Annotated in this window: 24 protein-coding genes, 1 tRNA gene and 1 pseudogene; 10 read left to right on the top strand and 16 right to left on the bottom strand. The window is 72.7% G+C overall.

Annotated features, from left to right (window positions below; genetic code table 11):
- Window positions 1-442: 442 nt before the first annotated feature.
- The 7 genes from pheA to Sru02f_RS37700 form a co-directional block, all read right to left on the bottom strand.
- Window positions 443-1,375, bottom strand: a complete 933-nt coding sequence (pheA, locus tag Sru02f_RS37730; protein WP_109029109.1) for a prephenate dehydratase — start codon at window positions 1,373-1,375, stop codon at window positions 443-445.
- An 80-nt stretch (window positions 1,376-1,455) separates the two neighbouring features.
- Entirely contained in the window at window positions 1,456-2,793 is a 1,338-nt protein-coding gene (efeB, locus tag Sru02f_RS37725; protein ID WP_109029108.1) for an iron uptake transporter deferrochelatase/peroxidase subunit, read from the bottom strand.
- An 8-nt stretch (window positions 2,794-2,801) separates the two neighbouring features.
- Complete coding sequence (locus tag Sru02f_RS37720) at window positions 2,802-4,826, bottom strand: copper resistance CopC/CopD family protein (RefSeq protein WP_109029107.1); 2,025 nt, start codon at window positions 4,824-4,826, stop codon at window positions 2,802-2,804.
- A gap of 13 nt (window positions 4,827-4,839) precedes the next feature.
- The gene (locus tag Sru02f_RS37715) at window positions 4,840-5,337 is read right to left on the bottom strand and encodes a copper chaperone PCu(A)C (protein ID WP_244941719.1); all 498 of its coding nucleotides are present in this window, start codon (window positions 5,335-5,337) and stop codon (window positions 4,840-4,842) included.
- A gap of 68 nt (window positions 5,338-5,405) precedes the next feature.
- On the bottom strand, window positions 5,406-6,056 hold the full coding sequence (locus Sru02f_RS37710; RefSeq protein ID WP_003974978.1) for an SCO family protein: 651 nt from the start codon (window positions 6,054-6,056) through the stop codon (window positions 5,406-5,408).
- A 132-nt stretch (window positions 6,057-6,188) separates the two neighbouring features.
- The gene (locus tag Sru02f_RS37705) at window positions 6,189-6,950 is read right to left on the bottom strand and encodes a YcnI family copper-binding membrane protein (RefSeq protein ID WP_109029105.1); all 762 of its coding nucleotides are present in this window, start codon (window positions 6,948-6,950) and stop codon (window positions 6,189-6,191) included.
- Between the two features lie 127 nt (window positions 6,951-7,077).
- Window positions 7,078-7,941, bottom strand: coding sequence for a hypothetical protein (locus tag Sru02f_RS37700; RefSeq protein WP_109029104.1), 864 nt, complete (start codon window positions 7,939-7,941; stop codon window positions 7,078-7,080).
- Between the two features lie 241 nt (window positions 7,942-8,182).
- Here Sru02f_RS37700 and Sru02f_RS37695 point away from each other — a divergent pair, with 241 nt between their 5' ends.
- Entirely contained in the window at window positions 8,183-8,647 is a 465-nt protein-coding gene (locus Sru02f_RS37695; RefSeq protein WP_109029103.1) for an ATP-binding protein, read from the top strand.
- Window positions 8,648-8,717: 70 nt separating this feature from the next.
- Here the strand turns inward: Sru02f_RS37695 and Sru02f_RS37690 are convergent, their stop codons facing one another.
- Together Sru02f_RS37690 and Sru02f_RS37685 are read right to left on the bottom strand one after the other, a co-directional pair.
- Window positions 8,718-10,193, bottom strand: coding sequence for an aminopeptidase P family protein (locus Sru02f_RS37690; protein ID WP_109029501.1), 1,476 nt, complete (start codon window positions 10,191-10,193; stop codon window positions 8,718-8,720).
- Between the two features lie 134 nt (window positions 10,194-10,327).
- The gene (locus Sru02f_RS37685; RefSeq protein WP_109029102.1) at window positions 10,328-11,761 is read right to left on the bottom strand and encodes a PP2C family protein-serine/threonine phosphatase; all 1,434 of its coding nucleotides are present in this window, start codon (window positions 11,759-11,761) and stop codon (window positions 10,328-10,330) included.
- Between the two features lie 659 nt (window positions 11,762-12,420).
- On the opposite strand from Sru02f_RS37685, the pseudogene Sru02f_RS37680 reads away from it, so the two are divergent.
- Window positions 12,421-13,087, top strand: a pseudogene (locus Sru02f_RS37680) (bifunctional DNA primase/polymerase).
- A 55-nt stretch (window positions 13,088-13,142) separates the two neighbouring features.
- A complete protein-coding gene (locus Sru02f_RS37675; RefSeq protein ID WP_109029100.1) occupies window positions 13,143-13,808 on the top strand; it encodes a hypothetical protein in 666 nt (221 codons plus the stop codon).
- A 244-nt stretch (window positions 13,809-14,052) separates the two neighbouring features.
- On the opposite strand, the gene Sru02f_RS37670 is transcribed toward Sru02f_RS37675, so the two are convergent.
- The 3 genes from Sru02f_RS37670 to Sru02f_RS37660 form a co-directional block, all read right to left on the bottom strand.
- Window positions 14,053-15,018 (bottom strand): DUF5926 family protein, encoded by a 966-nt coding sequence (locus Sru02f_RS37670; protein ID WP_003974969.1) that lies wholly within the window; start codon window positions 15,016-15,018, stop codon window positions 14,053-14,055.
- Window positions 15,019-15,616: 598 nt separating this feature from the next.
- Complete coding sequence (locus tag Sru02f_RS37665; RefSeq protein WP_003974968.1) at window positions 15,617-16,255, bottom strand: ATP-binding protein; 639 nt, start codon at window positions 16,253-16,255, stop codon at window positions 15,617-15,619.
- A gap of 127 nt (window positions 16,256-16,382) precedes the next feature.
- Entirely contained in the window at window positions 16,383-17,210 is an 828-nt protein-coding gene (locus Sru02f_RS37660; RefSeq protein ID WP_003974967.1) for a glycerophosphodiester phosphodiesterase, read from the bottom strand.
- 225 nt (window positions 17,211-17,435) lie between these two features.
- On the opposite strand from Sru02f_RS37660, the gene Sru02f_RS37655 reads away from it, so the two are divergent.
- The gene (locus tag Sru02f_RS37655) at window positions 17,436-19,061 is read left to right on the top strand and encodes a S1C family serine protease (RefSeq protein ID WP_373103702.1); all 1,626 of its coding nucleotides are present in this window, start codon (window positions 17,436-17,438) and stop codon (window positions 19,059-19,061) included.
- Between the two features lie 127 nt (window positions 19,062-19,188).
- Here Sru02f_RS37655 and Sru02f_RS37650 read toward each other — a convergent pair whose 3' ends face one another.
- Window positions 19,189-20,082, bottom strand: a complete 894-nt coding sequence (locus tag Sru02f_RS37650) for an NADP-dependent oxidoreductase (RefSeq protein ID WP_167469265.1) — start codon at window positions 20,080-20,082, stop codon at window positions 19,189-19,191.
- Between the two features lie 71 nt (window positions 20,083-20,153).
- Between Sru02f_RS37650 and Sru02f_RS37645 the strand changes: the two genes are divergently transcribed.
- The 5 genes from Sru02f_RS37645 (at window position 20,154) to Sru02f_RS37625 (ending at window position 23,352) form a co-directional block, all read left to right on the top strand.
- Window positions 20,154-20,744 (top strand): TetR/AcrR family transcriptional regulator, encoded by a 591-nt coding sequence (locus Sru02f_RS37645; protein ID WP_109029097.1) that lies wholly within the window; start codon window positions 20,154-20,156, stop codon window positions 20,742-20,744.
- Between the two features lie 318 nt (window positions 20,745-21,062).
- Window positions 21,063-21,431 carry an RNHCP domain-containing protein gene (locus Sru02f_RS37640; protein ID WP_109029096.1) on the top strand — a complete coding sequence of 123 codons (369 nt, stop codon included), beginning with the start codon at window positions 21,063-21,065 and terminating at the stop codon, window positions 21,429-21,431.
- 26 nt (window positions 21,432-21,457) lie between these two features.
- The gene (locus Sru02f_RS37635; protein ID WP_109029095.1) at window positions 21,458-21,886 is read left to right on the top strand and encodes an RNHCP domain-containing protein; all 429 of its coding nucleotides are present in this window, start codon (window positions 21,458-21,460) and stop codon (window positions 21,884-21,886) included.
- Between the two features lie 158 nt (window positions 21,887-22,044).
- A tRNA-Ser gene (locus Sru02f_RS37630) sits at window positions 22,045-22,129 on the top strand.
- Between the two features lie 128 nt (window positions 22,130-22,257).
- On the top strand, window positions 22,258-23,352 hold the full coding sequence (locus Sru02f_RS37625) for a DUF4232 domain-containing protein (RefSeq protein ID WP_167469264.1): 1,095 nt from the start codon (window positions 22,258-22,260) through the stop codon (window positions 23,350-23,352).
- Here the strand turns inward: Sru02f_RS37625 and Sru02f_RS37620 are convergent.
- Together Sru02f_RS37620 and Sru02f_RS37615 are read right to left on the bottom strand one after the other, a co-directional pair.
- Window positions 23,319-23,798, bottom strand: coding sequence for a hypothetical protein (locus Sru02f_RS37620; RefSeq protein WP_109029093.1), 480 nt, complete (start codon window positions 23,796-23,798; stop codon window positions 23,319-23,321). The two genes, Sru02f_RS37625 and Sru02f_RS37620, sit on opposite strands and share 34 nt — an antisense overlap.
- A 95-nt stretch (window positions 23,799-23,893) precedes the next feature.
- Window positions 23,894-24,769 (bottom strand): bifunctional DNA primase/polymerase, encoded by an 876-nt coding sequence (locus Sru02f_RS37615; RefSeq protein WP_109029092.1) that lies wholly within the window; start codon window positions 24,767-24,769, stop codon window positions 23,894-23,896.
- A gap of 364 nt (window positions 24,770-25,133) precedes the next feature.
- Between Sru02f_RS37615 and Sru02f_RS37610 the strand changes: the two genes are divergently transcribed.
- Complete coding sequence (locus Sru02f_RS37610; RefSeq protein ID WP_003974960.1) at window positions 25,134-25,460, top strand: hypothetical protein; 327 nt, start codon at window positions 25,134-25,136, stop codon at window positions 25,458-25,460.
- A 145-nt stretch (window positions 25,461-25,605) separates the two neighbouring features.
- Here Sru02f_RS37610 and Sru02f_RS37605 read toward each other — a convergent pair whose 3' ends face one another.
- Window positions 25,606-25,878, bottom strand: coding sequence for a hypothetical protein (locus tag Sru02f_RS37605; protein WP_167469252.1), 273 nt, complete (start codon window positions 25,876-25,878; stop codon window positions 25,606-25,608).
- Window positions 25,879-25,995: the final 117 nt, after the last annotated feature.

Here is a 25,995-nt window from a genome sequence, read left to right as displayed (position 1 = left end):
CCCTTCGGCGGGTCAATGAAGCACTGCGGAGTCCCCGGATCGAGGCGCCGCACGGGCGCCGGGTTGACCGGATTTCCTTGTGGAGAACGGGACTTGGGGCGTGATTGTCCACAGGAGTCCACCGTCCGGAAAAGTTATCCACAGGCTGTGCGAAAGATCTGTGGATGCACGGAAGTGATCATTCCTCATTCCGGAAGTCATGCCGTCCAAACCCTCCAGGCCCCCACTTTCGAGTGGAAACGGGGCACCCGGTGTCACTCCGGAGAATGGGGTGCAAGAAACAGGTGGACGAAGGGTGACCTGGGCCCCTGTGGGCGAAGCGGGGGGCCGTAGGCGGATATGTCGACTGAATGCCCCTTCGTTGTCGACTTGTCCCCAGGTCGAGAAGCGGACCTGTGGATAACTTCTGTGGACAACGAAAATCAGCAGATAGGCCCGACGGTCAGAACCGGCCGTCCTGGCAGCGCGCCACCCAGTCCGCCGCCGCCGCGAACGCCTCGTCCGAGGTGCCCGGGCGCAGAGCGTCCACATCGGCGGGCGTGACCTCCGCACGCGGATACGAACCCAGATAGCGCACCTGGAGGCAGGACCGCTTCAGGCCCATCAAGGCGTCGGCCACCCGCCGGTCGGAGATGTGCCCCTCGGCGTCGATGCAGAAGCAGTAGTTGCCGATACCCGCACCGGTGGGCCGGGACTGCAGCAGCATCAGGTTGACGCCCCGGGTGGCGAACTCGCCCAGCAGATCGCGCAGGCCGCCGGGGTGGTCGTCGCGCTGCCAGAGCACGACGGACGTCTTGTCCGCCCCGGTCGGCGCCGCGGGCCGGGCCGGGCGGCCCACCAGCACGAAGCGCGTCTGGGCGTTCTCCGCGTCGTGGATGTCGGCCTCCAGCACCTCGAGACCGTAGCGCTCCGCGGCGAACTCACCGGCGAAGGCGGCGTCGTACCGCCCCTCCTGCACCAGTCGGGCACCGTCCGCGTTGGAGGCGGCCGACTCCCAGGCGACGTCCGGGAGGTGCGCCTTGATCCAGTTGCGGACCTGGGGCTGTGCGGCCGGGTGGGCGGTGACCGTCTTGATGTCCGACAGCTTGGTGCCGGGCCGGACCAGCAGCGCGAAGGTGATGGACAGCAGCACCTCGCGGTAGATCATCAGCGGCTGGCCGGCGACCAGCTCGTCGAGGGTGGTGGTGATGCCGCCCTCGACGGAGTTCTCGATCGGCACGAACGCGGCCTCGGCCTCGCCGGTGCGCACCGCGTCGAGCGCGGACTGCACGGAGACGTACGGGACCAGTTCCCGGGTCGCCGTCTCCGGGAGCGTGCGCAGGGCGACTTCGGTGAAGGTGCCTTCAGGGCCGAGATACGCGTAACTGGCTGGCATGTCCTCACCCTAATGGGCCCCGGGACACCCGGCTCACGCGTCTCGCACAAGCCCCTCCGCGGGGTGACGCGCCCCCGGATTCACCCCTCCAGCAGCCGCTGACCCACGTACTCTCCCTCCGCCGCCCCGCCCGGCACCGCGAACAGGCCGCTCGCCTCGTGCCGGATGAACTGCGACAGCGCGTCGCCCCGGTCCAGCTTGCGCTGCACGGGCACGAAACCCCGCAGCGGATCGGCCTGCCAGCAGACGAAGAGCAGCCCGGCGTCCGGGACACCGTCGGCGTCGAAGCCGTCGTGGTACGAGAAGGGCCGGCGGACCATCGCCGCGCCGCCGTTCTGGTCGGGGCGGGTGATCCGGGCGTGGGCGTTGATCGGAACGACGAGTTCTCCGGACCCGTCCGTCTTCTCCAGGTCCATCTCCGTCGACTCGGTGGCCCCGCTCCCTCCGGACAGCGGTGCCCCGTCGGACTTCCGGCGCCCGATGACCTCCTCCTGCGCCTTTACCGACAGTTCCTCCCAGTCGTCGAGGAGCATGCGGATGCGGCGTACGACGACGTAGGAGCCGTTCGCCATCCAGGCCGGACCGCCCTTCCCGGCCTCGGGCTCCTCGGGGACGAAGATCCGCCGGTCGAAGTCGGCCTCGCCGGGCTTCGGGTTGCGGGTGCCGTCGATCTGGCCCATGAGGTTGCGGGCGGTCATGGGGTGGGCGGTGGCGCCGGGGGAACGGTTGAAGCCGTTCATCTGCCAGCGGACCCGGGCGGCGGCCCCGGCGTCCCGCTGGATCGCGCGCAGGGCGTGAAAGGCCACCAGCGCGTCGTCGGCGCCGATCTGCACCCACAGATCGCCGTTGCTGCGGTTCTTGTCGAGGTGGTCGGAGGAGAAGTCGGGGAGCGGGTCGAGCGCGACCGGGCGCTGCTTCTCCAGCCCGGTCCGGCCGAAGAAGCTGTGCCCGAGCCCGAAGGTGACCGTCAGCGAGGAGGGCCCGGCGTCCCGGGCCACGTCCGTGTCACGGCTGCCGGCCGGCTCGCCCGCCATCAGCCGCCGGGCCGTGTCGGACCAGCGGCGCAGCAGCGCGGCGGCCTCCTTGCGCCCGGCGCCCGCCGTGAGGTCGAAGGCGACGAGGTGCCCGCGGGCCTGCATGGGAGTGGTGATGCCGGGCTGATGTTTCCCGTGAAACATTGCCCGCTCGCTGCCGAGCGAGGTGAGGGGGGTGGCGGCGGACGAGGGTGCGGCGGCGTATCCCGCGGCGGCGCCCGCCGCGCCGAGGACGAGCCCGGTGGCACCGGCGGTGCCCAGCAGCCGCCGGCGCGATACGCCCTCCGGGGCGGTGACTGCCCCGGGGCTGTCGGAGTCGAGCGGTCCGGGCGTCCCGCGGGTCGCCTCGGGGTCCCGGGTCTGCGGAATGGACTGGTCGGGCATGGTGCGGTTCAGCCGATCTGCGTGTTCTTGGAGATGGTGACCTGGTCGATGTCGGAGGTCCGCACGGTGAGGGCGACTTCCCAGTCTCCGGCCATCGGGATCTGCACTCCGCTCGCCGACCAGTGGCCGGTGGTGATGTGGTCGGGGGCGACGGGCAGCGGCCCGATGTCCTTGGCCTTCTGGGTGAGGGCCACCTTCACCTCGGGAATGTCGAAGGCGGTCCCGTCCGGGCGCTCGACGTAGAGGTGCATGTCGTTGGCGCCGACCCGGGCGGGGTCGAGTTCGACCCGTACGACTCCCTTGCCGTTCTGGGCGCCGGTGTCGAAGGGCATGTCCAGGGTCACCGCGCCGGTGGAGGGCGCGGAGGCGGCCGCGGAGGACCCGCCGGCGGCCTTGGCCTCCTCCTCGGTGCGGCCCGGCTCGGTCTGGGTCAGGACGGTGGTCACCACCAGCAGGACGACCGCGATGCCCGCCTCGGCGAGCACGGAGCGGCGCAGTCCGAAGCGGTTCGGATCGGCGTCCCGTTGCCGCTTCTGCCGGGCGGCGTCCACGGCCGCGCGCTGCCGGGCGAGCTGTGCGGCACGCTGGGAGCCGCCTGAGCCCTTCGCGGTGCCGGAGCCTTTCGTGGTGCCGGACGCCTTCGCGGTGCCGGACTCCTTCTGGGCGACCTTCGCGTTCCCGGGCGCCTTCGTGCCCGCCTTCGCGGACGCGTTTCCGGACGCTTTCGTGCCCGCCTTCGTGCCCGCCTTCCCGGCCCCCTTCTCCGCGCGCCGTGCAGCCGCAGCCCCAGCGACGGCGGGTGCCGCCTCCGCCAGCTGTGCCGTCCACCGCCGCGAGAAGTAGGCGACGCCGACGAGTACGGCGACGAGCCCGATCTTCACCAGGAGCAGCTGCCCGTACCGGGTGTCGGTGAAGGCCGTCCAGGAGCCGAGCTGGCGCCAGGACTGGTAGGTGCCGGTCACCACCAGCGCGATCACGCTGCCGAAGGCGACGCGCGAGAACCGGCGTACGGCGAGGGCGGGCACCGGTGTGTCCGCCGGAGCGCGGTACAGGGCGACGAGCAGCGCGGTGAGCCCGCCGAGCCAGGTGGCGACGGCGATCAGGTGGACGACGTCGACCGGCATGGCGAGCCCGGCCTGGAGGCCGACGGAGGCGTGTTCGGACATCGCCCAGGTCGCCGCGAGGCCCGCCGCCACGACGCTCCCGCCGACCGCGAGCCCGAAGGTGAGGTCCCGCTTCTCCTCGTCCTCCCGTTTGTCGTACGCGCCGAAGAGCACGGCGATGAACAGCGCGGCCGCCGCGAGCAGCAGCAGCCGGGAGACCAGCGCGGCGCCGGGCTTGGTCTGCAGCACCTCGCCGAGCAGGTTGAGGTCGAAGACGTCGGCGAACTTCCCGGAACCGGTGTACGAGCCGCGCAGCAGGAGGAGCAGGAGGGTGGCGGCGGTCAGCGCGAGCCACCCGGAGACGACGACCCGCTGCAGGACGCGCACCCCGGAGCCGCGCGGCCAGCAGGCGAGGACGAAGGCCGCGCCGCCCACCAGGACCGCGAACCCGGTGTACGACACGTACCGTCCGACGCCGTACAACCCGCCGACGAAGCCGCCGCCGGCCGACGGCCCGGAGACGGTGACCGAGGTCTCGGAGGGGGCGCCGACGGAGAAGGTGTAGGCGCCGGCGACCGGGTGGCTGTCGGCGGAGACGACCTGGTAGGTCACGGTGTACGTGCCGTCGGGCAGCCCGGCGTGCAGTTTCACGGAGTACGTGGTGCCGCCCGTGCCGGACGGCTTGCCGTCGTCGACGCGCTTGCCCTTGGGATCGAGGACGCGCAGTGAGTCGTCGTCCGTGGAGACCGACTCGGAGAAGGTGAGCGACACCTGGGCCGGAGCCGTGTCGACCACCGCCCCCTCCCGGGGGTCGCTGCCGGTCAGCGCGGCGTGTGCGGAGGCCGGTCCGGCGCCGGCCAGCAGCGCGCAGGCCGCGGCCACGAGCAGCAGCACCAGGGTCCGCAGGCGCGGGGCGATGGTCTGCGTCAAGGTGGTCCCTCCCTCAGTGTCCGGAGTCTTCGGAGTGCCCGGAGTGTCCGGTGGCGGGCTGGTAGGTGGCCGCCTTCACGGGCAGCTTGACCGTGACGGGGTCGGCGTGGGCGAAGTGCAGTTCGACGGCGACGGACTGTCCCTGCTTCGGCTGTTGCTTCAGCTTCTCGAACATCAGGTGGTTCCCGCCGCTCTTGAACACGAGTTGACCGTGCGCGGGGACCTCGAGGCGGTCGACCTCCTTCATGGTCCCGTCGACGGTCTCGTGCACGGTGACCTCGCCGGCCTCGCTGGTGACGGAGGTCAGTTCGTCGGCCGAGTCGCCCTCGTTGGTGATCGTGAGGAACCCGGCCGCCATCGAGTCGGACACCGGCTGCGGTATGTAGGCGGCGTCGACCGAGAGTTCGGCGCCGGAGGACGCGGAGTCGGCGCCGGAGTCCGAGCCGCCGCACCCCGCGAGTGCGAGGGCGCCGATCACCGCTACGGCGGCGAGTGCGGGGCGCCGCCCCACGGGACCTCCCGCGGGCCGCTTCACGGGACCTCCCGCGGGCCGCCTCACGGGACCTCCCGCGGGCCGCCTCACGGGTTCTCCCCCTTGATGAGCTTGGGGAGGTCCTTGGTGTAGTCGTCGACCGTGGCGTCCTCGCCGTACAGGACGTAGCCCGCGTCGGACTTCGGGGAGAAGGCGACGACCTGGGTGCCGTGGGTCGAGACGATCTTGCCGTCCTTGTCCTTGGTCGGCGGGTCGATCGAGATGCCGAGCGTGCGGGCGCCGGCCTGGATGGTGTCGAACTCGCCGGTGAGGCCGACGATCTGCGGGTCGATGCCCTTGAGCCACTTGCCGAGCGCGGCCGGGGTGTCGCGCTCCGGGTCGGTGCTGACGAACACAACGCGGAGCTTGTCCTGCTCCGCCTGGGAGAGCTGCTTCTTGGCCACGGCGATGTTGTTCATGGTCAGCGGGCAGACGTCGGGGCAGTGGGTGTAGCCGAAGTAGATCAGGGTGGGCTTGCCGGCGGTCTGCTCGCGGAGGTCGTACTTCTTGCCCTGGGTGTCGGTGAGGACCAGGTCGGGCTTCTCGAACGGCTTGTCGAGGACGGTGGCGGCCTGCTGGCTGTTGTCCTCGGAGACCACGGTCACGGGCTTGTCGCTGTCGGCGCCGCTGCCGCAGGCGGACAGCGTCAGGCAGGCGGCGGCGAGCAGGGCGGCCGTGGCGAACGTCTTCTTGCGCATAGAAAAATGTCCCAGATGTGAGGTGCTCCGGTGCGCGCCGGGGCCCGTCGGAGGACCGACGGACGGAGTCCGGCGCGCACCGGACGAGATGATGCGCCGGCGAGGTCCCGCCGACGCACCGGCACGGCGCTGTTAGGCCGCCGCGCCGGAGTTGCGCCGCCGGCCGGCCAGCACGCCGTACGCGACGCCCGCGGCACCGACGACGATGCCGACGATGCCGAGGACCCGGGCGGTGGTGTCACTGCCGTCACCGGAGCCGGAGTCCGACGACGAGGCGTCGGCGGCGGTGTTCTGCGCGTCCGCCCCGGTGTCCTCGGCCTTGGCGTCCGAGGAGCCCGACGCGCCGTGGGCGTCGTCCTCGGCGGCGGACAGCTTGAGCACGGGAGCCGGGGTGTCGGGCTCGTCCTGGCCCTCCTGCGGCACCTCGATCCAGCGCACGACCTCCTTGTTGGAGTACGTCTGGATCGCCTTGAACACCAGCTGGTCGGCGTCCTCGGGCAGCGCGCCGATGGAGACCGGGAACTTCTGGAAGTAGCCCGGCTCGACACCCTTGCCGTCGGCGGTCCAGGTCACCTTGGTGACGACCTCGGTGATCTGCTTGCCGTGCGACTCCAGTGGCTTGGCCGGCTTGGCCTTGGTGACCTCGGCCTTCCAGCCGGGGACCGGCTGCGGCATGACGGACGCCAGCGGGTGGTCGGTGGGGAAGTTGACCTCCAGCTTGGTGGTGGAGGCGTTGTCGCGCTCGTTGGGGACCTTGAAGTCGACGACCGCGTAGCCGCCCTTGGCGGCCACGCCCTCCGGCTGCACGCCGACGTGCGCGAAGGCGGGGGCGGACAGGGCGAGGACGGCGATGCCGGACACGGCGCCGACGGCGGCGATACGGGAAGCCTTCATGGAAGGGGTACTCCGCTTCGTGGGGACACCGGTGCTGGGCCGGTGCCGGGTGACGGGAGGAATGCGCGCACGCGCGCGTGCCGCACGACGGCGGCCCCTCCCGAAGCGGGACGGCGGTCGCGTCGTGTCAGGCGGCGAGGGCGAACGCGTCACTCGGCGGGCCGCGCCTGATGACGGTGTGCTGGAGCGCGGTGGTGCGGGGCCGGGGCGGCACCCACAGTCCGGGACGCGGCGGACGCGGACCCGTGCCGGGGGCGCCGGCCAGGCCTGCGTGCAGGGCGCGCACCAGGGACAGTGCCGCGCGCAGGGCGCGTACGAAGGCCGCTTCGGCCATGGACTGGGCCGAGTGCGCCGACAGTTCGACGAGCCGGGCCACGGCCAGGTCGCCGCGCCGCAGCAGCCAGCCGGCGGCCAGGGCGGCGAGGACGTGGACGAGCAGCATCGGCAGGGACGGCAGCAGTGCGGCGGAGGCCCCCGCGCTGGACAGGGCGTCGGCGGAATGCTGCGCCGCGCCCGCGCCCGTGTGGACGTCCGGCGTGATCCGCGCGTCGGTGAGGATCCGCTGCGCCTGGGTCGGGCTGATGGCCGCCGCGGTGGTCCCGCAGACCAGCCGTGCGGCCTGCTGGACCAGGGAGGCGTCGGACAGCGCGCCCGCCCCGCCGCCGGACCCGGCGGCCGTACCGGACGCAGTGGCGGCAGTGGCCGCGGCGGTGCCGTGCTGGCCCAGGCCGAACAGGGTGTGCAGCGCGGTCTGTCCGACGGTGAGCAGTACCGCGATGCCGGGCAGCGAGCGCCGGCGGCCGGCGAGCGGCGCGGCGACCAGGACCACCCCGAGGAACCCCGCGCCCAGCGACCACAGCGGAACGGTGGCACAGGAGGCGAGGGTGTGCCCCGCCGCGGCCAGCACGACGCAGACCGCGGCGAACACCGCGGCCCGCAGGATCCGGAGATCGTTCCCGGAGCGCGCCGTTGGCGGGTGGGGGGCAGTCATGGCGGGCTCATCATCGCACTCACGACCCGCACGCCGTACGGCAGGTCCGCAAGGTGCCGTACGACCGGAAAGCGGGGACAGGCGCGGAAGGTCACATTCTGTTCCGAGCCTCCCCGCATACACCGGTCGGCGGCGGCGACGCATCCGCCAGATGAGCGGTGTCACGGGTGCGGCGGGCTTACGCCACGCCGTAAGGGGCAATACGTATCGGTATGTCGAGCCGCGGCCGGGAGGCTGGAGCATGAGCATCTGGTGGTCACTCCATTTGCGGCGCGAGGCTGCGAGCGTGCCCCTGGCCCGCCGCCTGCTGATCGGCACCATGGAGACCGCGGGCGTGGACCCGGACATCTCCTTCGACCTCTCCGTCGCCCTGAGCGAGGCCTGCGCGAACGCCGTCGAGCACGGCGGGGACGACGGCTCCGGCGGCCCCGGCGAGGCGTACCGGGTCACGGCCTACCTGGACGGCGAGCGGTGCCGGATCGAGGTCGCCGACGCGGGCCCCGGTTTTCCCGCCCCCGCCCCGGGCGGGCCGCACGGTGCGAGTCGCCCGGCGTCCCCGGAGGCGGAGAGCGGTCGCGGCCTGTGCCTCATCCGGGAGCTCGCCGACCACGTCCACATCGGCAGTGCGCCGGGGCGGACCGGTGCCGTCGTGAGCTTCGACAAGGTCCTCAAGTGGCGCGAGAACGCCCCGCTGGTGGCGGTGTGACGGCAGGGCCCGGACACACCGACGGCCGGGCACCCGCGCGGGTGCCCGGCCGTCGTACGGTGGGCGCCGGTCAGCCCTTCAGCGCTGCCATCCACTCCTCGACCTCGTCCGACCGGCGCGGCAGCCCGGCGGACAGGTTCCGGTTGCCGTCGGCGGTGACGAGGATGTCGTCCTCGATGCGCACGCCGATGCCCCGGTACTCCTCGGGCACGGTCAGGTCGTCGGCCTGGAAGTACAGGCCCGGCTCGACGGTGAGCACCATGCCGGGCTCCAGCGTGCCGTCGACGTACGACTCGACGCGCGCGGCGGCGCAGTCGTGGACGTCCATGCCGAGCATGTGGCCGGTGCCGTGCAGCGTCCAGCGGCGCTGCAGGCCCAGCTCGAGGACGCGCTCGACGGGGCCCTCGACCAGGCCCCACTCGACGAGCCGCTCGGCCAGCACGCGCTGGGACGCGTCGTGGAAGTCGCGGTACTTGGCGCCCGGCTTCACCGCCGCGATGCCGGCCTCCTGGGCGTCGTACACGGCGTCGTAGATCTTCTTCTGCAGCTCGCTGTACGTGCCGCTGATCGGCAGCGTGCGCGTCACGTCGGCGGTGTAGTACGTGTGCGTCTCCACGCCCGCGTCGAGCAGCAGCAGGTCGCCGGAGCGGACCGGGCCGTCGTTGCGGACCCAGTGCAGGGTGCAGGCGTGCGGGCCCGCGGCGCAGATGGAGCCGTAGCCGATGTCATTGCCCTCCACGCGTGCGCGGAGGAAGAAGGTGCCCTCGATGTAGCGCTCGCTGGTCGCCTCGGCCCGGTCGAGGACCTTCACGACGTCCTCGAAGCCGCGCACGGTGGAGTCGACGGCCTTCTGCAGCTCACCGATCTCGAACTCGTCCTTGACCAGTCGGGCCTCGGACAGGAAGACGCGCAGCTCCTCGTCCCGCTCGGCGGTGACCTTGTCGGTCAGGGCCGCCTCGATCCCGGCGTCGAAGCCGCGCACGACACGCACGGGGCCGGTGGCCTCGCGCAGGCTGTCGGCCAGCTCCCGGACGTCGGAGGCGGGGATCCCGTACAGCTCTCCGGCCTCGGCCAGGGAGTGGCGGCGGCCGACCCACAGCTCGCCCTGCCCGTCCAGCCAGAACTCGCCGTTCTCCCGGTCCGAGCGCGGCAGCAGGTAGATCGTCGCGGTGTGGCCGTCGCCCTCGGGCTCCAGGACCAGGACGCCGTCCTCGGTCTGGTTGCCGGTCAGGTACGCGTACTCGACCGAGGCGCGGAAGGAGTACTCCGTGTCGTTGGAGCGGGTCTTCAGGTTGCCCGCGGGGATCACCAGGCGCTCGCCGGGGAAGCGGGCGGACAGGGCGGCGCGGCGGGCGGCGGTCTCGGCGGCCTGGGCGATGGGCTCCAGGCCGTGCAGCTCGGTGTCGGCCCAGCCGGACTTCATGTTCTCGGCCAGCTCGTCGGACACGCCCGGGTACAGGCCGTTCTTGCGCTGCTTGATGGGCTCCTCGGTCTCCTCCGGGGTCTCCGGGATCGCCGGATTCTCCGGTGTGAGCTCCTCCGCCACGGTCATCCTCCTCGATACGGCACTGGACCACCCCCCATCGTACGGTCGTACGGAAGGGGGCCCAGGGCCGAAGGACCTGTTACGCCCCGTGCGCTACCGTCCGTTATGCGCGGCATGCGGGGCGTCAGTGTCCGCTATTCGAACCTGACGGCCAGCAGGACGACGTCCTCCTCGGAGTCCGCCTCCGCCTTCCCGTCGGGCAGCACCGTGCGCAGCACGTGCTCGACGACCGCGTCCGGGTCCTGCCGGGCGGCCCGGGAGACGCCGGCCGCCGCGGCGTGCAGCCGGGCGAAGGCGCGGTCGGCCGGGTCGCCGGTGCGGTGCAGCAGCCCGTCGGTGTAGAGCAGAACCGTCTCTCCGGGTTCGGTCTGGAGCTCCACGCTGGGCGCCTCCCAGCAGGCGAGCATGCCGAGCGGCGCGGAGAGGGAGGTCTCGACGAACTCGGTGCGCCGCTCCCCGATCAGCAGGGGCGGGCTGTGCCCGGCGCCGGCCAGGGTGATCCGGCGCAGCGCGGGCTCGCAGTAGCCGAACAGCGCGGTGGCCGAGCGGGCCGGCTCGGTGAGCCGCAGCAGCAGCTCCAGGTCGGACAGGACGGCGACCGGGTCCTCGCCCTCCATCACGGCGTACGCCCGCAGCGAGGCGCGCAGCCGGCCCATCGCCGCGACCGCGCTGGGCCCCGACCCGGTGACGGACCCGACGGAGAGGCCGAGCGCCGCGTCGGGCAGCGGCAGCGCGTCGTACCAGTCGCCTCCGCCGGTCGGACCGGTGCGGTGCCGGGCGGCGAGCTGCACGCCGGGCACCCGGGGCAGCCGGGAGGGCAGCAGTTCCTCGGCCATCGTCGCCATGGACGTGCGGGTGCGCTCGACCTCCAGGAGGCGTGCCAGGTGCGGGGCGGCGTAGCGGACGTACAGGCCGGCGAGGTGACGCTGCCGTTCTCCCGGTTCGGCGGGCTCGTCGTAGAGCCAGACGGCGGCGCCGAGGCGCGGGGTGCCCTCGGCGGACAGGGGGAGGGCGTAGCTGGCGGCGTAGCCGAGGCGGGCGGCGACCTCGCGGTGGCGGGGGTCGAGGGTCTTCTCGGCGAGCAGGTCGGGTTCGGCGATGCCGTCCTCGGCGAGGGGCGGTCCGTCCAGAATCCGCCCGTGGGGCAGGGCACTTCGGGGCACGGTCTCGATGTGGCCGAGATCGGCGCGGGCGAGTCCGAGGCCGACGGTGGTGTAGGGGCCGAGGCCGTCGGCCGGTTCCAGCACGACGAGCCCGCGGCGGGCGCCGACCAGGGCGGATCCGGCGCGCAGCACTTCCTGGAGGCCGTCGGCGAGGGTGCCCGTGCGGACCAGGCGTTCGGTCAGTTCGTGCAGGGTCGTGAGGTCCGAGACCCAGCCGGCGAGCCGGTCCTGGAGCAGGGCACCTGGGGCACAAGGGGTGCCCGAGGCGTCCGTGACGGCTGCGGCGTCCGCCGGGCGGGACTCGGCCGCCGGGGAGGTGCCCGCGGCGGCGGGCGCGACAGTGTGTGCGGGGGACGGGACCGTTGAATCGATTCCGGCCACTTTCGCAGGGTGCGGGGCGTTCATGGCGTCCGGCCTCCCGACCGGCGCTTACTGCTCAAAAGCATCGCAAACCCCCATGTCATTCTGCGCCGCCAGCAGTGTCTCCACATGTACACGCACTCGTAAGGGGATGTCCAGCATTGTCCTGCCGGGATTCCTGGTGTCCATGAGGTGTGAGCGGCCTCCTTCTCGACCCCTTGCGGAAAAGCGAAATTGGCTTGAAACTGCCCCGGAGGACGCCTTGTTGCGGTCGACTGGGGGTGCTTCACGGAGCGTCACAGCGGTCGTGATGGGTACGTACTCGGAGAAGGCCGGGGGTGGTTGGGGGCCACCTGGAACCCGGCGACGGACCCGGGCGTCCTATCCACCGACGACCGTGCCCCATCCTCCCGTGGCGGAGGCGAAGAGAAATACGCGCGACGGCAAAACGCCAGACTTCGCCACCCCCGCGCCACGCCCTTGCTTCTGCCAGACGCGGTGGCCGGTACCGTCACGGACGAAGTCAGTGCTCGACCGTGCTCGACCCACAGGGGTTTCCCTTGCCCTTGGCGGAGGTGTTCCTCGTGGGAGCGCCCCTCGGCAGGGGTGTGATGCGCCACCAGCAACGCACAGCGAAGTGATCGACACATGGTGTGAAGTGACCACGGTGTTGCCAGGCGTGCAACGGAAAGGAACGAGCGCTCATGCGCGAGATCCTCGGAAGGCGACGCAGGCTCCTGTCCCAGCACGACGACGGGCAGCCTGAGCTGATCGGCGCGGCCCTGACCTACGCGACACAATGGCAGTGGCCCGTACTCCCGGGCGCGGTGGCGGACCCGCGGTCGCGGTCGCGCTGCGGCTGCCCCGACCCCGAGTGCCCGGTGCCGGGCGCTCATCCCTTCGACCCCGGCCTCCTCGCGGCGACCACCGACGCGCGCATGGTGCGCTGGTGGTGGGCCAACCGGCCGGCCGCGCCGATCGTGCTGGCCACCGGGGGCGGCGCCCCGTGCGCAGTCTCCCTGCCCGCCCTGCTCGGCCGCCCACGCCCTCGCCGCGCTCGACCGCGCCGGGCTCCGGCTCGGCCCGGTCGTCGCCTCGCCCGCGCGCTGGGCGCTGCTGGTGAAGCCCTACTCCATGGAGCAGCTGGGGGAGCTGCTCTACGCCAAGGACTTCGTCCCCGGCTCCCTGCGCTTCCACGGCGAGGGCGGCTACCTCGCGCTGCCCCCGTCCGAGACCGGCACCGGCACCGTCCGCTGGGAGCGGGCGCCGCTGCCCGGCTCCGCCTCGCCCTGGGTGCCCGACGTGGAGGCCGTGGTGGACGCGGTGGTCGACGCCCTCACTCGTACGGGTGTGAGCGCGCCCGAGTTGTAGGGGTGCCCGGCGCGCGCCGGGTCCGCGCCCGCCCTCGGTCGTTATCGTCCGCCCCATGCCGCTTCATGCAGGGGAGCACCGCGCCGTCGGACCGCAGCGCGCCGGGACGTGCCGCGGTGGGCCGGACCGACGGCGGATCCGTCTGTACGGGCTCGCGGGGATCGTGGTGTGCGCGGTCGTACTGCCGTTCGCGGTGGCGTCCGCGGGGCCTCCCGGCGACGACACGGACGGGGAGTCCGCGGTGACGGTCCCGCTCCTCGCCCGGGGCGGTGACGGCAAGGCGTCCGCGGTCCCGGCCACGGAGGGGGCCGCCCCCGCCCGTTCGCCGCTGCCGCCCGGCCCGGCGCTGGCCGCGCGCTGCGGCCCCGAACTCACCTCCCCCGCAGGCGTCGAGGCGCAGACCTGTGTCCTGGCCCGGGGTGCGGAGACCTGGGCGCGGACCTACTACCGCAACGCCACCGGCGGCCCGCTCGAGAGCGTGCTGAGCCTCATGGGGCCCGACGGGCGCAGCGTGCGGATGCGCTGCGCGGTGGGCGCCGAGGACGAGCCGGGCACCTGCGAGACGCCGCCGGAGAGCACCGGCGGCGCGGGCCGCGGCGGGTTGGCGGGGTACTCCGCGGTCGCGGAGTTCGCGCGCCGGGCCGGTTACGGGCCGCTGCTGCTGCGTGCCGGGAGCGGTGCGGAGGGTGGGAGCAACCACCCTGCGGGAACGGGGAGTTGACCGGCGATTGCGGCGCGTGTGCGACCGGGGGCATGAAAAGACCCGGTTGCTGGCGACGGGGGATGCACCAGCAACCGGGCTACTGGAACGGTAACAAGAGATCGGCGGTTAGCAAATTCGATCTCCTGTTTTCCGGTCACCGACTGGCCTGTCTTCACCGGGAGTTGTGACCGGTGTCACCGTCCACGGACCGCCGCTCCGGCTGACCGGTCGGTCAGCCGGAGGCGGGCGGTGCGGCTGTGCGTCAGCTGAGCGTGACCTGTCGGTTGGTCAGTCCGCCGCGTGCCCGGCGCTCGTCGTGCGTGAGCGGAGCATCCGTGGCCAGCGCTTCGGCGAGCCGCTCGGCGAACTCCGCGGCCGGCTTCTCGATGTCCTGCGCGGTGACCTCGCTCGGCAGGTCCCACACCGGCACCGTAAGACCGTGGGCGCGGAAGGAGCCGACCAGGCGGGTGCCCTCGCCGAGGGACGACCGGCCCGCCGCGTGCAGCCGGGCCAGAGCGTCCAGAAGCCGCTCCTCCTCGTGCGGCATGACCCAGCGCAGGTGGTTCTTGTCCGGGGTCTCGCACCAGTAGGCGGCGTCGACCCCTTGCAGCCGGACGGTCGGGATGGCCGCGGCGTTGGCCCGCTCCAGGGAGGCGGTGACGTCCGGCGTGGCGTTCTCCGGGTCCGGCACCCAGAACTCGAAGCCCGAGTGCACCTCTGGCTCGAAGGCACCCTCGGGCGCGAGCAGGTCCTGCAGTCGCGGACCGTCGGCCGGCGCGCGGCGACCCTGCACCGGGGTGCCCGGGTCGGCGGTCAGCGCACGCGCGAGGGTGTCGGCGAGGTCGCGGCTGATGTCGCCGGACGCCGTGTCGTTCTGCAGGCCGAGCAGGACCGAGCCGTCGTCGCGGCGCAGCGCGGGCCAGGCCATCGGCAGCACCGTGGCCAGCGTGACGGAGGGCACGCCCTCGGGCAGCCCGTCCCGCAGGGTCAGCTCGACCGTGGCCGCCGGCACCAGCTCCCGCAGCGCCACCCAGTCGCACTCACCGGCCAGCCCCTCGAACGGGCGCTGCACCAGCGCGGTCGTGGCCTGCGCGGCGGTCCGGCCGTGACAGGCCTTGTACCGGCGGCCGCTGCCGCAGGGGCAGGGCTCGCGGGCACCGACGACCGGGACCTCGGCATCGTCGAGCTGGGGCCGCTTGGCCTTGGTCTGGGGTCGCTTCTTGGCCATCGTGGGTGTCTCCCGGTTACGGCTCTACTCGTACGGGCGCGAGCCTAGCCGTTCCCACACCGGCCGACGGGACCCTGTGGACGACGGGCCGCCTGTGGACAACTCGCCCCGCCCCACACGGAACGCGGGCCGCCGGGCCGGCCCGGGGCGTCGAAGGGGTCGGCCGGACCGTCGAACGGGACGACCCGGGCCCGTCGGACGACGGGTCGGATCCGGCCGCCGAGGGGCGGGCCGGCCTCGGCCGTGGAGAAGAGGGCGGGCCCTGGTCGCCGCACGGTGGGTCGGCTCCGGCCATCGGGAGGGGGCCGGTTGTCGTGAGGCGGGCCAGCCCGGGTCGCCGTACGGCGGGTGGGCTCGGGCCGTCCAACGGCCGGACCGCTCGGGCTCCTGGGCAGCCGTCGCCCTTGGCCGTCGTATGGCGGGTCGTCCTCGGTCGTCGAGCGGCGGGTGGGCCCACCGGTCGCCGGGGGGCCGGTCGCCCCAGGGTCGTCCCGTCGGGAGGCCGGGTCACCCCAGGGTCGCTCGTCGGGAGGCCGGTCAACCCGGGGTCGTCCCGTCGGGAGGCCGGTCACCCCCGGTCGTCCCGTCCGGAGGCCGGTCACCCCAAGTCGTCGAAGGCGTCGGCGAAGTCCAGGCCGGGGATCTCCGACACCGCCGGTGCCGAGATGCGGGCGGCGAAGTCGTCGCGCCGGTGCCCGGCGTCGGGGTCGTGCACGTCGTCGTGGACGACGACCCAGACCGTGACTTCCCCGCGGGCGTCGTCCCGTACGCCCCAGTCGTCGGCCAGCGCCGTGATGATGTTCAGCCCGCGGCCGCCGTGCGCGGTGACCGAGGGGGTCGCCGGAGCCGGGCGGGTCGGGCCGCCGCCGTCCGTGACCTCCACCAGCAGTCGGCCGCCCGCGTCCACCTGCCACGCGGCCCGGACGTCGCCGTCCCCGGCCAGGGCGTCGCCCAGCGGGCGACCGTGCTTGCACGCATTGCTCAACAGCTCGGAAAGGACCAGTACGGCGTCGTCGATGACCGATTCCGCCACGCCACCCCTGCGCAACTGATCACGCATGCGGTGTCTCGCTTCCCCCACGCCCGCAGGGCCATGGGGCACGGCCATGCTCGACGACGTGGGCACTTCCTGTGCCACCACCAACGCCACCCCCGAGACCTCCTTCGCCCCACGCCACGGTGTGGATGCCCCATCGCCCTGAGCCGGAAACCGGCCGAACCCCGCACGGTGACGCATTCGACACGGTCGAACACGTACCGAACGCGCCGGAGCACTCCCTGTAGTCACTTGGCTGGATCTGGTCGGTGTGGCCGAGACCGGAGAATGGGGCAGCGGGGCCGCCGGGTCAAGAGCCGTGGACGAATCAGCGGCCGAGGTGGTCCAGGACCGCGCGCGGCCGGTTGGTGATGATGGCGTCCACGCCCAGGTCGGAGCAGAGATCCACGTCCGCGGTCTCGTTCACCGTCCATACGTGCACCTGGTGGCCGGCCCGCTTCAGGCGCTCGATGTAGGCCGGGTGATTGCGCACGATCCGCATCGAGGGGCCCGCGATCCGGACACCCGCGGGCAGCCGCCCGTCGCGCAGCCGGGGCGAGACGAACTGCATCAGATAGACCGTCGGGAGCGTCGGCGACGCGGCCCGCACCCGGTGCAGCGACCGCGCCGAGAAGCTCATCACCCGCACCGGGGAGTCCTCGGCCGAGTCCGGGGCGTCGAGTCCGAACCGCTTCAGGAGCAGCAGCAGCCGCTCCTCCACCTGCCCCGCCCAGCGGGTCGGGTGCTTGGTCTCGATGGCCAGCTCCACGCGCCGACCCGCGTCGGCGACCAGTTGCAGCAGGCGCTCCAGGGTCAGGACGGAGGTCTCCTCCCGGTCCTCGGGCCGGTGCTCCCAGTCGGGCTGCTCGTCGCGGGTGCGCCAGAACTCCCGGGTCCGGCGGGCGCCGAAGTCCAGGGCGGCGAGGTCGGCGAGCTCCAGCGCGGACACCGCGCCGCGGCCGTTCGACGTACGGTTGACGCGCCAGTCGTGGACGCAGACGAGGTGGCCGTCGGCGGTCAGGCGCACATCGCACTCCAGGGCGTCCGCCCCGTCCTCGATCGCCTTCCGGTACGCGGCCAGGGTGTGCTCGGGCGCCTCCTCGGAGGCACCGCGGTGGGCGACGACCTGAATCCGGTGCTGTCGTGCGTGGGTCACCGCGTCATGGTGCCACCGCGGGCGGGTAGACGTGCCATCGGCGGAAAGGGCAACGTGTCCGTTTAGTCTTTGATGACCTATGTAAAGGACGGTCGGGGACCCACAGCAACCGCTTATGGTGCTCTGACGGCCCGTGGGAAAAGCTGATGGCATACAAAATCACCAGCACATCCGCATCGCGCCGGACCGTGGAGCAGCGCGTGAGCGTGGCTGAGCGCGACCAGGGTGAGCGACAAACAGCCGTGGAACGAGGAGAAAAGCTGTGAGCACCGAGAACGAGGGCACCGCGGTACCCCCCGCCCCGTCCGCACCTCCCGTGCCGGTGGATGCTCCCGCTGCCTCCGCCCAGCCCCCCGCGCCGCAGCAGCCCCCGGCGGCCACCCCCGAGGCCCCGGCGGCTCCCCCGCCCAGGCCCCGGACCCGGCGTCCGACGGCTCCACGGCTCCCGACGCCTCGTGGCCCCCGCCCCAGCCGCCCGGCACCCCGGCGCAGTCGGCCGCCACCCCGACGCCGACCCCGACGTACGGCGCGGGCGGAGACAACGGCTACGGCGGCAGCTTCCCCAGCGACAACGGCACAGGCACCGGCACCGGCGCCGGCATTGGCCACGGCACCGGTAACGGCCACGGCACCGGTAACGGCAACGGCTTCGGCGAAGGCCCCGGTGAAGGGGCCGGCGGCTGGGGCGCGGGTGGCTGGGGCGCCTCGTACCAGCAGCCCGCACCGAAGCCGGGCCGCGGACGTGGTGGTGTGCTCGCCGGTGTCCTGATCGCCGCGCTGGTCGCGGGCGGCCTGGGCGGCGGCCTCGGCTACACCCTGGCCAGGAACAACGACGAGGGCGGCTCCACCACGGTCTCTGCCTCCGACACCGGCGGCTCGGTCAAGCGTGAGGCGGGCACCGTCGCCGGCGTGGCGGCCAAGGCGCTGCCCAGCACGGTCACCATCCAGGCCGAGGGGAGCAACGGCGAGGGCGGCACCGGCACCGGCTTCGTCTTCGACAAGGAAGGCCACATCGTCACCAACAACCACGTGGTGGCGGAGGCGGTCGACGGCGGCAAGCTCAGCGCGACCTTCCCCGACGGCAAGAAGTACGACGCCGAGGTGGTCGGCCACGCCCAGGGCTACGACGTCGCGGTCATCAAACTCGAGAACGCCCCCTCGGACCTGAACCCGCTCCCCCTCGGCGACTCCGACAAGGTGGCCGTCGGCGACTCGACAATCGCCATCGGCGCGCCCTTCGGCCTGTCCAACACCGTGACCACCGGCATCATCAGCGCCAAGAACCGCCCCGTGGCCTCCAGCGACGGCAGCGCGGACAGCAAGGCGTCCTACATGAGCGCCCTGCAGACCGACGCGTCGATCAACCCGGGCAACTCCGGCGGCCCGCTGCTGGACGCGCAGGGCAACGTCATCGGCATCAACTCCGCGATCCAGTCGACCGGCAACGGCGGCTTCGGCACCGGCCAGGCCGGCTCCATCGGCCTGGGCTTCGCGATCCCGGTCAACCAGGCGAAGTTCGTCGCCCAGCAGCTGATCAAGAACGGCAAGCCGGTGTACGCGAAGATCGGCGCCTCCGTCTCCCTGGAGGAGACGACGAACGGCGCCAAGCTCACCGAGCAGGGCGTGGGCGGCTCCGACCCGGTCGAGAAGGGCGGCCCCGCCGACGACGCCGGCCTCAAGCCCGGTGACGTCATCACCAAGCTCGACGACCGGGTGATCGACAGTGGCCCGACCCTGATCGGCGAGATCTGGACCCACAAGCCCGGCGACGAGGTCACCGTCACCTACCAGCGCGGCGGCAAGCAGCACACCGCCGAGGTCACCCTGGGTTCGAAGCTCGGCGACGACTGACGCCGCTCTCCGCACACCACGATCACGTACTTCGCCACCGGGGCCGGGCTCCGGTGGCGAAGTGCGTTTCGGTGAGGCAGGCGGCCGGGCCCGCGGGACCGGACACCGCGCTGCGCTTCGGGCAGGCTCAGATCACGAGGACCCGGCGCCCGCGCGTATGACCGGCCTGGCTGTCGATGTGCGCCGACGCGGCCTCGGCGAGTGAGTACGACTTCTCGACCGGGATGTGGAGCTTCCCGCGAGAGATCAGGTCGACGGCCTCGGTGAGCGCCGCCGGCACGCTTCCGGCCACACCGGAGAACCGGACGCCGAACTCGGGCGCCCCCAGATCGGCGATGCTGACGACCCGCTCCGGACTCCCGGTCAGCTCGACCAACTCCCGGATCACACCCGAACCGGCCAGGTCGAGAGCGGCGTCGACATCGCCGAGCCGCCGCACCCGCTCGACCCAGCCCTCGCCGTACGTCGTGGCGACGGCACCGAGGTCGCGCAGGTACTCCTGGTTGGCGGCACCGGCCGTACCGATCACCGTGACACCGCGCTCGCGGGCGATCTGCAGCACCGCCGACCCGACTCCCCCCGAAGCCCCGCTGACCAGCAGCGTCTGCCCGGGGAGCACACCGACCTCCCGAATGACGCGCAGCGCGGTCTCCACCACGGAGGGGTACCCGGCCGCCTCTTCGAAGCTCAGCCCCTCCGGCATCCGCGCCCAGGCCCCGAGCACGGCGAACTCGGCGTAGGTGTCGGCGCCCTCGCCGAACACCCGGTCCCCGACCTCGACCCCGGTGACCCCCTCGCCCACCTCGTCCACCACACCGGCGGCGTCCAGCCCGACCCCGGAGGGCAACTCGACCGGATGGGCCCCCAGCACCTGCCCTTCCCTGACCCGCCAGTCGACGGGATTCACGCCCGCCGCCCGTACGGCGATGCGTATCCGACCAGGCCCCGCGTGGGGCTCCTCGGCGTCGACCAGTTGCAGAACGTCCGGACCGCCGAACTCGGCGAAGCTCACTTTCCTCATGCCGCCGAACGTAGCACTACCGGATAGCTTTTCATAACGGTTACTGTTTCCTACCTGCTAGCCTTCGCGTCATGACCGTGCAGCAGTCGGGCCGCCGCGAGCGCAAAAAGGCCGCGACCCGCCAGAAGATCGCCGACACCGCGCTGCGGCTCTTCCTGGAACGCGGGTACGACGCGGTGGGCATCCGTGACGTGGCCGCCGAGGCCGACGTGGCCGTCACCACGCTCTTCTCCCACTTCGCCTCGAAAGAGGCCCTGGTCTTCGAGCAGGACGAGGACTTCGAGCACCGCCTCACGCGGGCGGTCACCGACCGGGCCCCGCACGAGCCGCTGATCCCCGCTCTGCGCCGCGAGATCCTGGCCCTGGTCCGGCACTGCACCGCGGACAGCGCGGCCCCGATCTGGCGCATGATCGACGGGTCCCCCGCCCTGCGGAAGTACGACGAATCGGTCCGCCTGCGCCACGCGGAGGCCCTGGCCACGGCCATCGCCGCCGACGCCACCCTCACCCGGAGCGAAACCGCCGCCCGCACCCTCGCGAGGTTCGTGATCGACGCCTACTCGCTGTCCCGCGAGGCCCCCGATCCCGAGGCCGCCCTCGACGAGATCTTCCCGATGATCGAGGCGGCCTGGGCCGCGGCCCGCCCCGCACACCGCGCCTGAGCCCCGCACGGGCGGAATAATGCGTTGACGCCGCCGGAAGGTGCCCTGTTAACCTCAACTGATCGTTCTGATTCGTTATGGGCCCCTGCGCCCCAGAAGAGGGTGTTTTGATGACCCGGCTCGCGCCGAGTGCGCCTCGCCACACCGCGTGACCGTCCGCCGCCTTTCGCCGCTCGCTTCCACTGGCGGCTGCCGGACGTGTCCTCCGGTGCTCTGACCTGTCCGTGCGCCGACCTGCGGCGCCATCGGGCTGCCTTCTGACGAGGCCACTCGGCCTGCTCTTGCTGTCTCGATCACTTCCCAGCAAGGAGCACCCGGGTGTCCAGCCACACCACCAACAACAACACTCTCAACCTCAGCACCTTCGCCTGCGCCTGGTGCGGGCTGACCGTGTCCGCGTACGCCGCCGACGGCGCGCCGCGCAACCACTGCCCCTCCTGCCTGCATTCCCGGCACGTTCTCGACCACGTCGAGGGCGGCCCGAGCGACTGCGAGGGCCGGATGTCCCCGATCGCCATCGCCGTGCTCCGCACCGGTGACTGGAGGGTGATCCACCGCTGCGTGCGCTGCGACGAACTGACCTCGAACCCGGTCCGCACCGACGACAACCAGCTCATCCTGATGCGCATGGCGGTCCGCCCGCTGGCCCAACCCCCTTTCCCGCTCGAAGCGTTCGGAACACTCTGACCGCCTCCCAGGAAAGGAGCGGCACCATGCCACGCAACAACCACAGCAGCCGCGGGCAGCAACAGCGGCGGCGTCCGCAGCGGCACAAGGACGTCCTGCACACCCGGGGCGGCCACCGCGCCAACGACTTCCGGTGCACGTCCTGCCGCCTCGACGTCTCCCCGGCCGCCCCGGGCACCGCGCACCGCAACCACTGCCCGAACTGTCTGGCCAGCCTGCACGTCGACCGGAAGACACCGGGGGACCGCGACGCGGACTGCCGTGGGCGTATGGAGGCGCTGGGCATGTCCGTCCGCACCGACGGCGAGTGGATGATCATCCACCAGTGCGCCTCCTGCGGTGAGCTGAGCGCCAACCGCATAGCCGGCGACGACAATCCCCTCGCCCTGGTCCGCCTGGCGCTGAGACCCCTGGCCGACCCCAAGCACGCCGGCCGCGCCCTGATCACCCTGTGACAGAAAGGGAATCCCAGCAGTGACGATCCCGGAATAGCAGAGCCGACGCAGCCCCGGGCCGCTGTCCCGGGGCTACGCACCAGGTGGCGACCACAGACCCCGCGCGGCGCCCCGGCCCGGTACGCTGTACCCGCTCCGCCCCTGGTGGACGGCGCACAGGTGGGTTGCCCGAGCGGCCTAAGGGAACGGTCTTGAAAACCGTCGTGGCGCAAGTCACCGTGGGTTCAAATCCCACACCCACCGCGGTGTTTGACGGCCCCTGACCAGGTGTTGTGGTCAGGGGCCGTCGGCGTTGTGGTTGTGACAGGGCTGTGACCGGAGGTGTGGCTTCCGCCATGGCCCGGGTGCGGTGGGGCTGGTGGGGTGGGGCGATGCGAATTCCCCCGTTCCGCACGGTGTTGGCGGTCTCCGGTGTTCTTGTGGCCGGTCTTGTGCTGGGTGGCTGCGGTACTGAGACCGCCGGGTCCGCGGCAGGGGGTGGTGGGGAGACGAAGGGGCCGTGTGCGGGCGGTGCCGCCGCCGGCGACGGGGCTTCCGGTGGCGCGAACGGCGCCGGTGCCGAGCGGGACGGGGTCCGGGTCCTCGGGACCGTGGAGCGGGACGGGGCCGGGGGGAGTGCTTCGCCCGGTGGGCAGGCGAGTCAGCGGCCCGGGGTGTCTGTCACGGCGGACAGTCTGCCGGGGGGCGGGGGAGCGGCCGGGCCGTGTGCCGTTCAGTACGAGGTGACCAACCCGGGGGCCGAGCCCTTCACGTACACCATCACCTTCTCCCTGATGGACGAGCAGGGCCGGGCGATGTCGAACGTCGAGGAGACGGTGGCCTCCGTGGGGGCGGGGAAGACCGTGCGGAGGACTCTTGAGCACGGTGCGTATCCGGGCGGCGGGGCGCTCGATGCCGGGCGGGTGCGGATCCTCGACGTGGAGCGGGTGCCCTCCGACGAGGCGCCGGCGCCCGCGAGTTCCTGCCCGGCGTCCGGGCTGCGGCTGACCGCCGACCAGGGCGACGCGGCGATGGGGCTGCGTGTCGTGGGGCTGCACCTGGAGAACTGCGGGAGCCGGACGTACTCCCTGGAGGGTTACCCGGTACTGCAGTTGCTCGACGCCGAGCACCGGCCGGTGGACGGGATCGAGATCCTGCGCGGTACCGACGGCATCCCGATGGCGGGCGGGGACGAGGGGCCGCCGCGGCCGGTGACGCTGCTGCCCGGGGAGTCCGCCGTGTCGGGGCTGGCGTGGCGCAACACCACCGAGTTCGGCGAGGCGGTGACCGTGCCCTACGTCAGGGTCCGGGCCGAGGCCGGGTCCGACCCGGTGACGGTCGCCCCGCACCTCGACCTCGGCACCACCGGCGAGCTGGGGGTCCGGCCGTGGCAGAAGGACGAGACGGAGGCGGGCAGGGGCACGGGGGAGAGCGGCAGCGGTCGGCCGGGGGCTCAGGGGCCGTACGGCAGGCCTTCCAACTCGTAGTCCTGTGCCAAGGACGTCCAGTCGACCTGCCGCAGGGCGGGGTCCGTGTCGTACGGGTCCGGGACCCGGGGCGTCGGCTGGAACCAGATGACGGTCAGGCCGGAGCGGTGGGCGACCGGGTCCTTGGCCGGGGCCAGGGGCATGGAGGAGAAACGGCCGACGCAGGCCACGCGCGGGAGTGTCTCGACGGGGCCGAAGGCGCCCGCGTACTGGTCCGGGTACTCGCGCGGCGGTGGGATCAGGTGCACCGGCACGGTGGGGGACAACCCGGCGGCGGTGTGCAGGAGTGCCCGGATGCGCAGGTCGTTCACGGGGCGGCACGGGTAGCCCGCCGGCATGTCGCCGTAGGTCGGGGTCAGGCGCAGTTCGGTCAGCTCGACGCTGCGGCCGCAGGACAGGACGATCCGGGTCAGCGACAGGGTCGGCACTCTGGGACGGTCGTGCATCGGGGTCTTTCGGTTGCTTGTGCCGGGTGGGCCGTGTCGCGTGGGGGCGGCTGCGGGCTGCGGGCTGCGGGCTGCGGGGCTCGGGGTCGGGTCCGTCAGGGGTGTCGGGCCGTCATGCGGGCCGCCGACGCGATCGTCGCTCGGGCCTCGCGTTCGGTCAGGCCGGTGGTCCGGGCGGCGTCCAGCAAGGGGGCGAGGAGGGCCGCGCCGACGCCGTTCTCGTAGGCGCGGCAGGCCGCCCAGAAGAGGCGGGTGTTGCGCTGGCCCTCGTGGGCGGCCAGCACGAACTGGACGAGGCCGCGTCCGTCGCCCGTCGACTCGCCGTCGGCACGTCGGACCGGGGGCGGGAGCAGCAGGCGCAGGAGCGCGGGCGGGCAGGGCGCCGGCCTGAGGTGGGACGTGCCGGGGGCGATCGTGTAGGCGCCGTGGCGGGTGCGGGAGCCGGGGCCGACGAGGTAGCCGCCGGCGCCCCGGATGTCGATGCCGGGGGCGAGGCGGCCCGCCGAGTTGGGGACGACGTGGTCCGGCGGGCCGGTCAGCCAGAGGTGGCGGCCTCCGCTGGGGGTGAGGACGACGACCGTGGGCGGGATCGTGAACAGGTGGCGCAGGGCCAGTTCGCGCAGGGCGGTGGCGGAGTCCGTCGGCACCGCCGCCGACTTCGTGTCCAGGTCGACCCCGATCAGGTGATGCGGCGGAAGGCCGCAGGCGATGCCGTAGCCCGTGGCCCACGGGGCGGCGGCGAAGAGCGCGCGGACGCGGTCCGGGTCGGTGGAGGCGTCGTGGACACCGTGACCGAAGCGGCCGCACTCGCCGCGGCAGGCGAAGGGCTCGGTGGCCGGGGCGTCGCGGTGCGGGGAACGCAGCGCCGGGAGCTTCGTCCGGGCCAGCGGGATGACGGCCAGTCCGCGTTCCGCGGCTGACAGGGCGTGTGCGAGGGCCAGCGTCTTGGCCCGCCGGTCGGTGGTGGCCATGGGTCTATGTTCGTACGTATGTTCGAGAAAGGGAAGGGTGAGGGATGCGACACGCCGGGGAGGGAGGGGTGCGGGGAGAAAGTGGCGGAACGCTTCACCTCTTGCGGGGCTTGAGGTGGAGTCGTCCGTGCTGTCCCGGCATGGGGAGGAAGGGAAGCAAAGGGGTTTATCGACTTGTCCTCACGCTTGAGGGCGAATCAGGGCTTCCGGGGTGGTTCGCCGGGGATTCGGTGGGCAACTCTGATCACGCGACGTCGTGCACAGCGTCGAGGCGGTCGGCCAACTGCCTTGGCAACAGCCCTAGTTCACGTACTTCTCGCGTTGTCGGCTGGAAGCCGGTGCGCACTTGTTCTGGAGGAACAACATGGCAAGCATCCGTACCGCCCGTGTCGTCGCCGCCGTTGCCGCCCTTCCGCTCGCCGCCGCTCTCCTCGGCGGGGTGGCGACGGCGGACAACGGCGCCTTCGCGGACGACGGATCGAACGCGACCGCCGCCAGCGCTTCCGCGGGCATCATCGGCAGCGGCGTCGGCGACGACAACAACGGCAACTCGTCCACCACGCAGCAGCAGGCGGTCGGCTCGGGGGCCTCGAACCAGAGCAACACCGCGCAGGTCGACGGCTCCGCCTTCACGTCGATCAACCAGGGCAACGACAACGTGGCCGTCACCTTCTCCCCGCTGTGGTGGTGAGCTGAGGGGCCGGCGCGGGTGCGCTGCCGCGCCGGCCCCTCGGTACTTGTGCGGGTGTGCTTCATGGGGTCGCAGTGCGTCCGGGCGACGGTACTCAGGTACCGTCGCCCGGACGTTTTCGTGCCTGCGTCAGGCCGTGTCTGCGTCAGGCCGTGCCCGCGCCGACCAGGCCCGCGTCGACCAGGCCCGCGTCGGCCGTGCCCGCGCCGGCCGCGCCCGGGGCGACCACGCCCGCGTCAGTCGTGCCCGGGATGGCCCGGTCAGCGTCGGCCGGGTCCGCGTCGGCCGTGCTGCGGGTGCCGGGCCGTCCTCGCCGGGTGCAGGCCTCGCGGGGGCATCCTGCCCCCTGCCGGAGTGCGCCTCGCAGGTGCTCCGCGCCCCCACGGGTGCTTGCCTCGTGCGAACCCTCAGGGGTCAACCCGCAGTACCCCTCCTCCCCCACTCCACCTACAGGAGGTGGGGCCAACACCACCCCTACAACCTGAGGCGGACTCGGCTTCGGGACCTGCGGCCGATCCGCCGGGTGCTCCCTCGC

The sequence above is a fragment of the Streptomyces rubrogriseus genome (assembly GCF_027947575.1).
Taxonomy (GTDB): domain Bacteria; phylum Actinomycetota; class Actinomycetes; order Streptomycetales; family Streptomycetaceae; genus Streptomyces; species Streptomyces rubrogriseus.
Note: the sequence above shows the minus strand (reverse complement) of the source record. Positions and strands in the feature narration are given on the sequence as shown.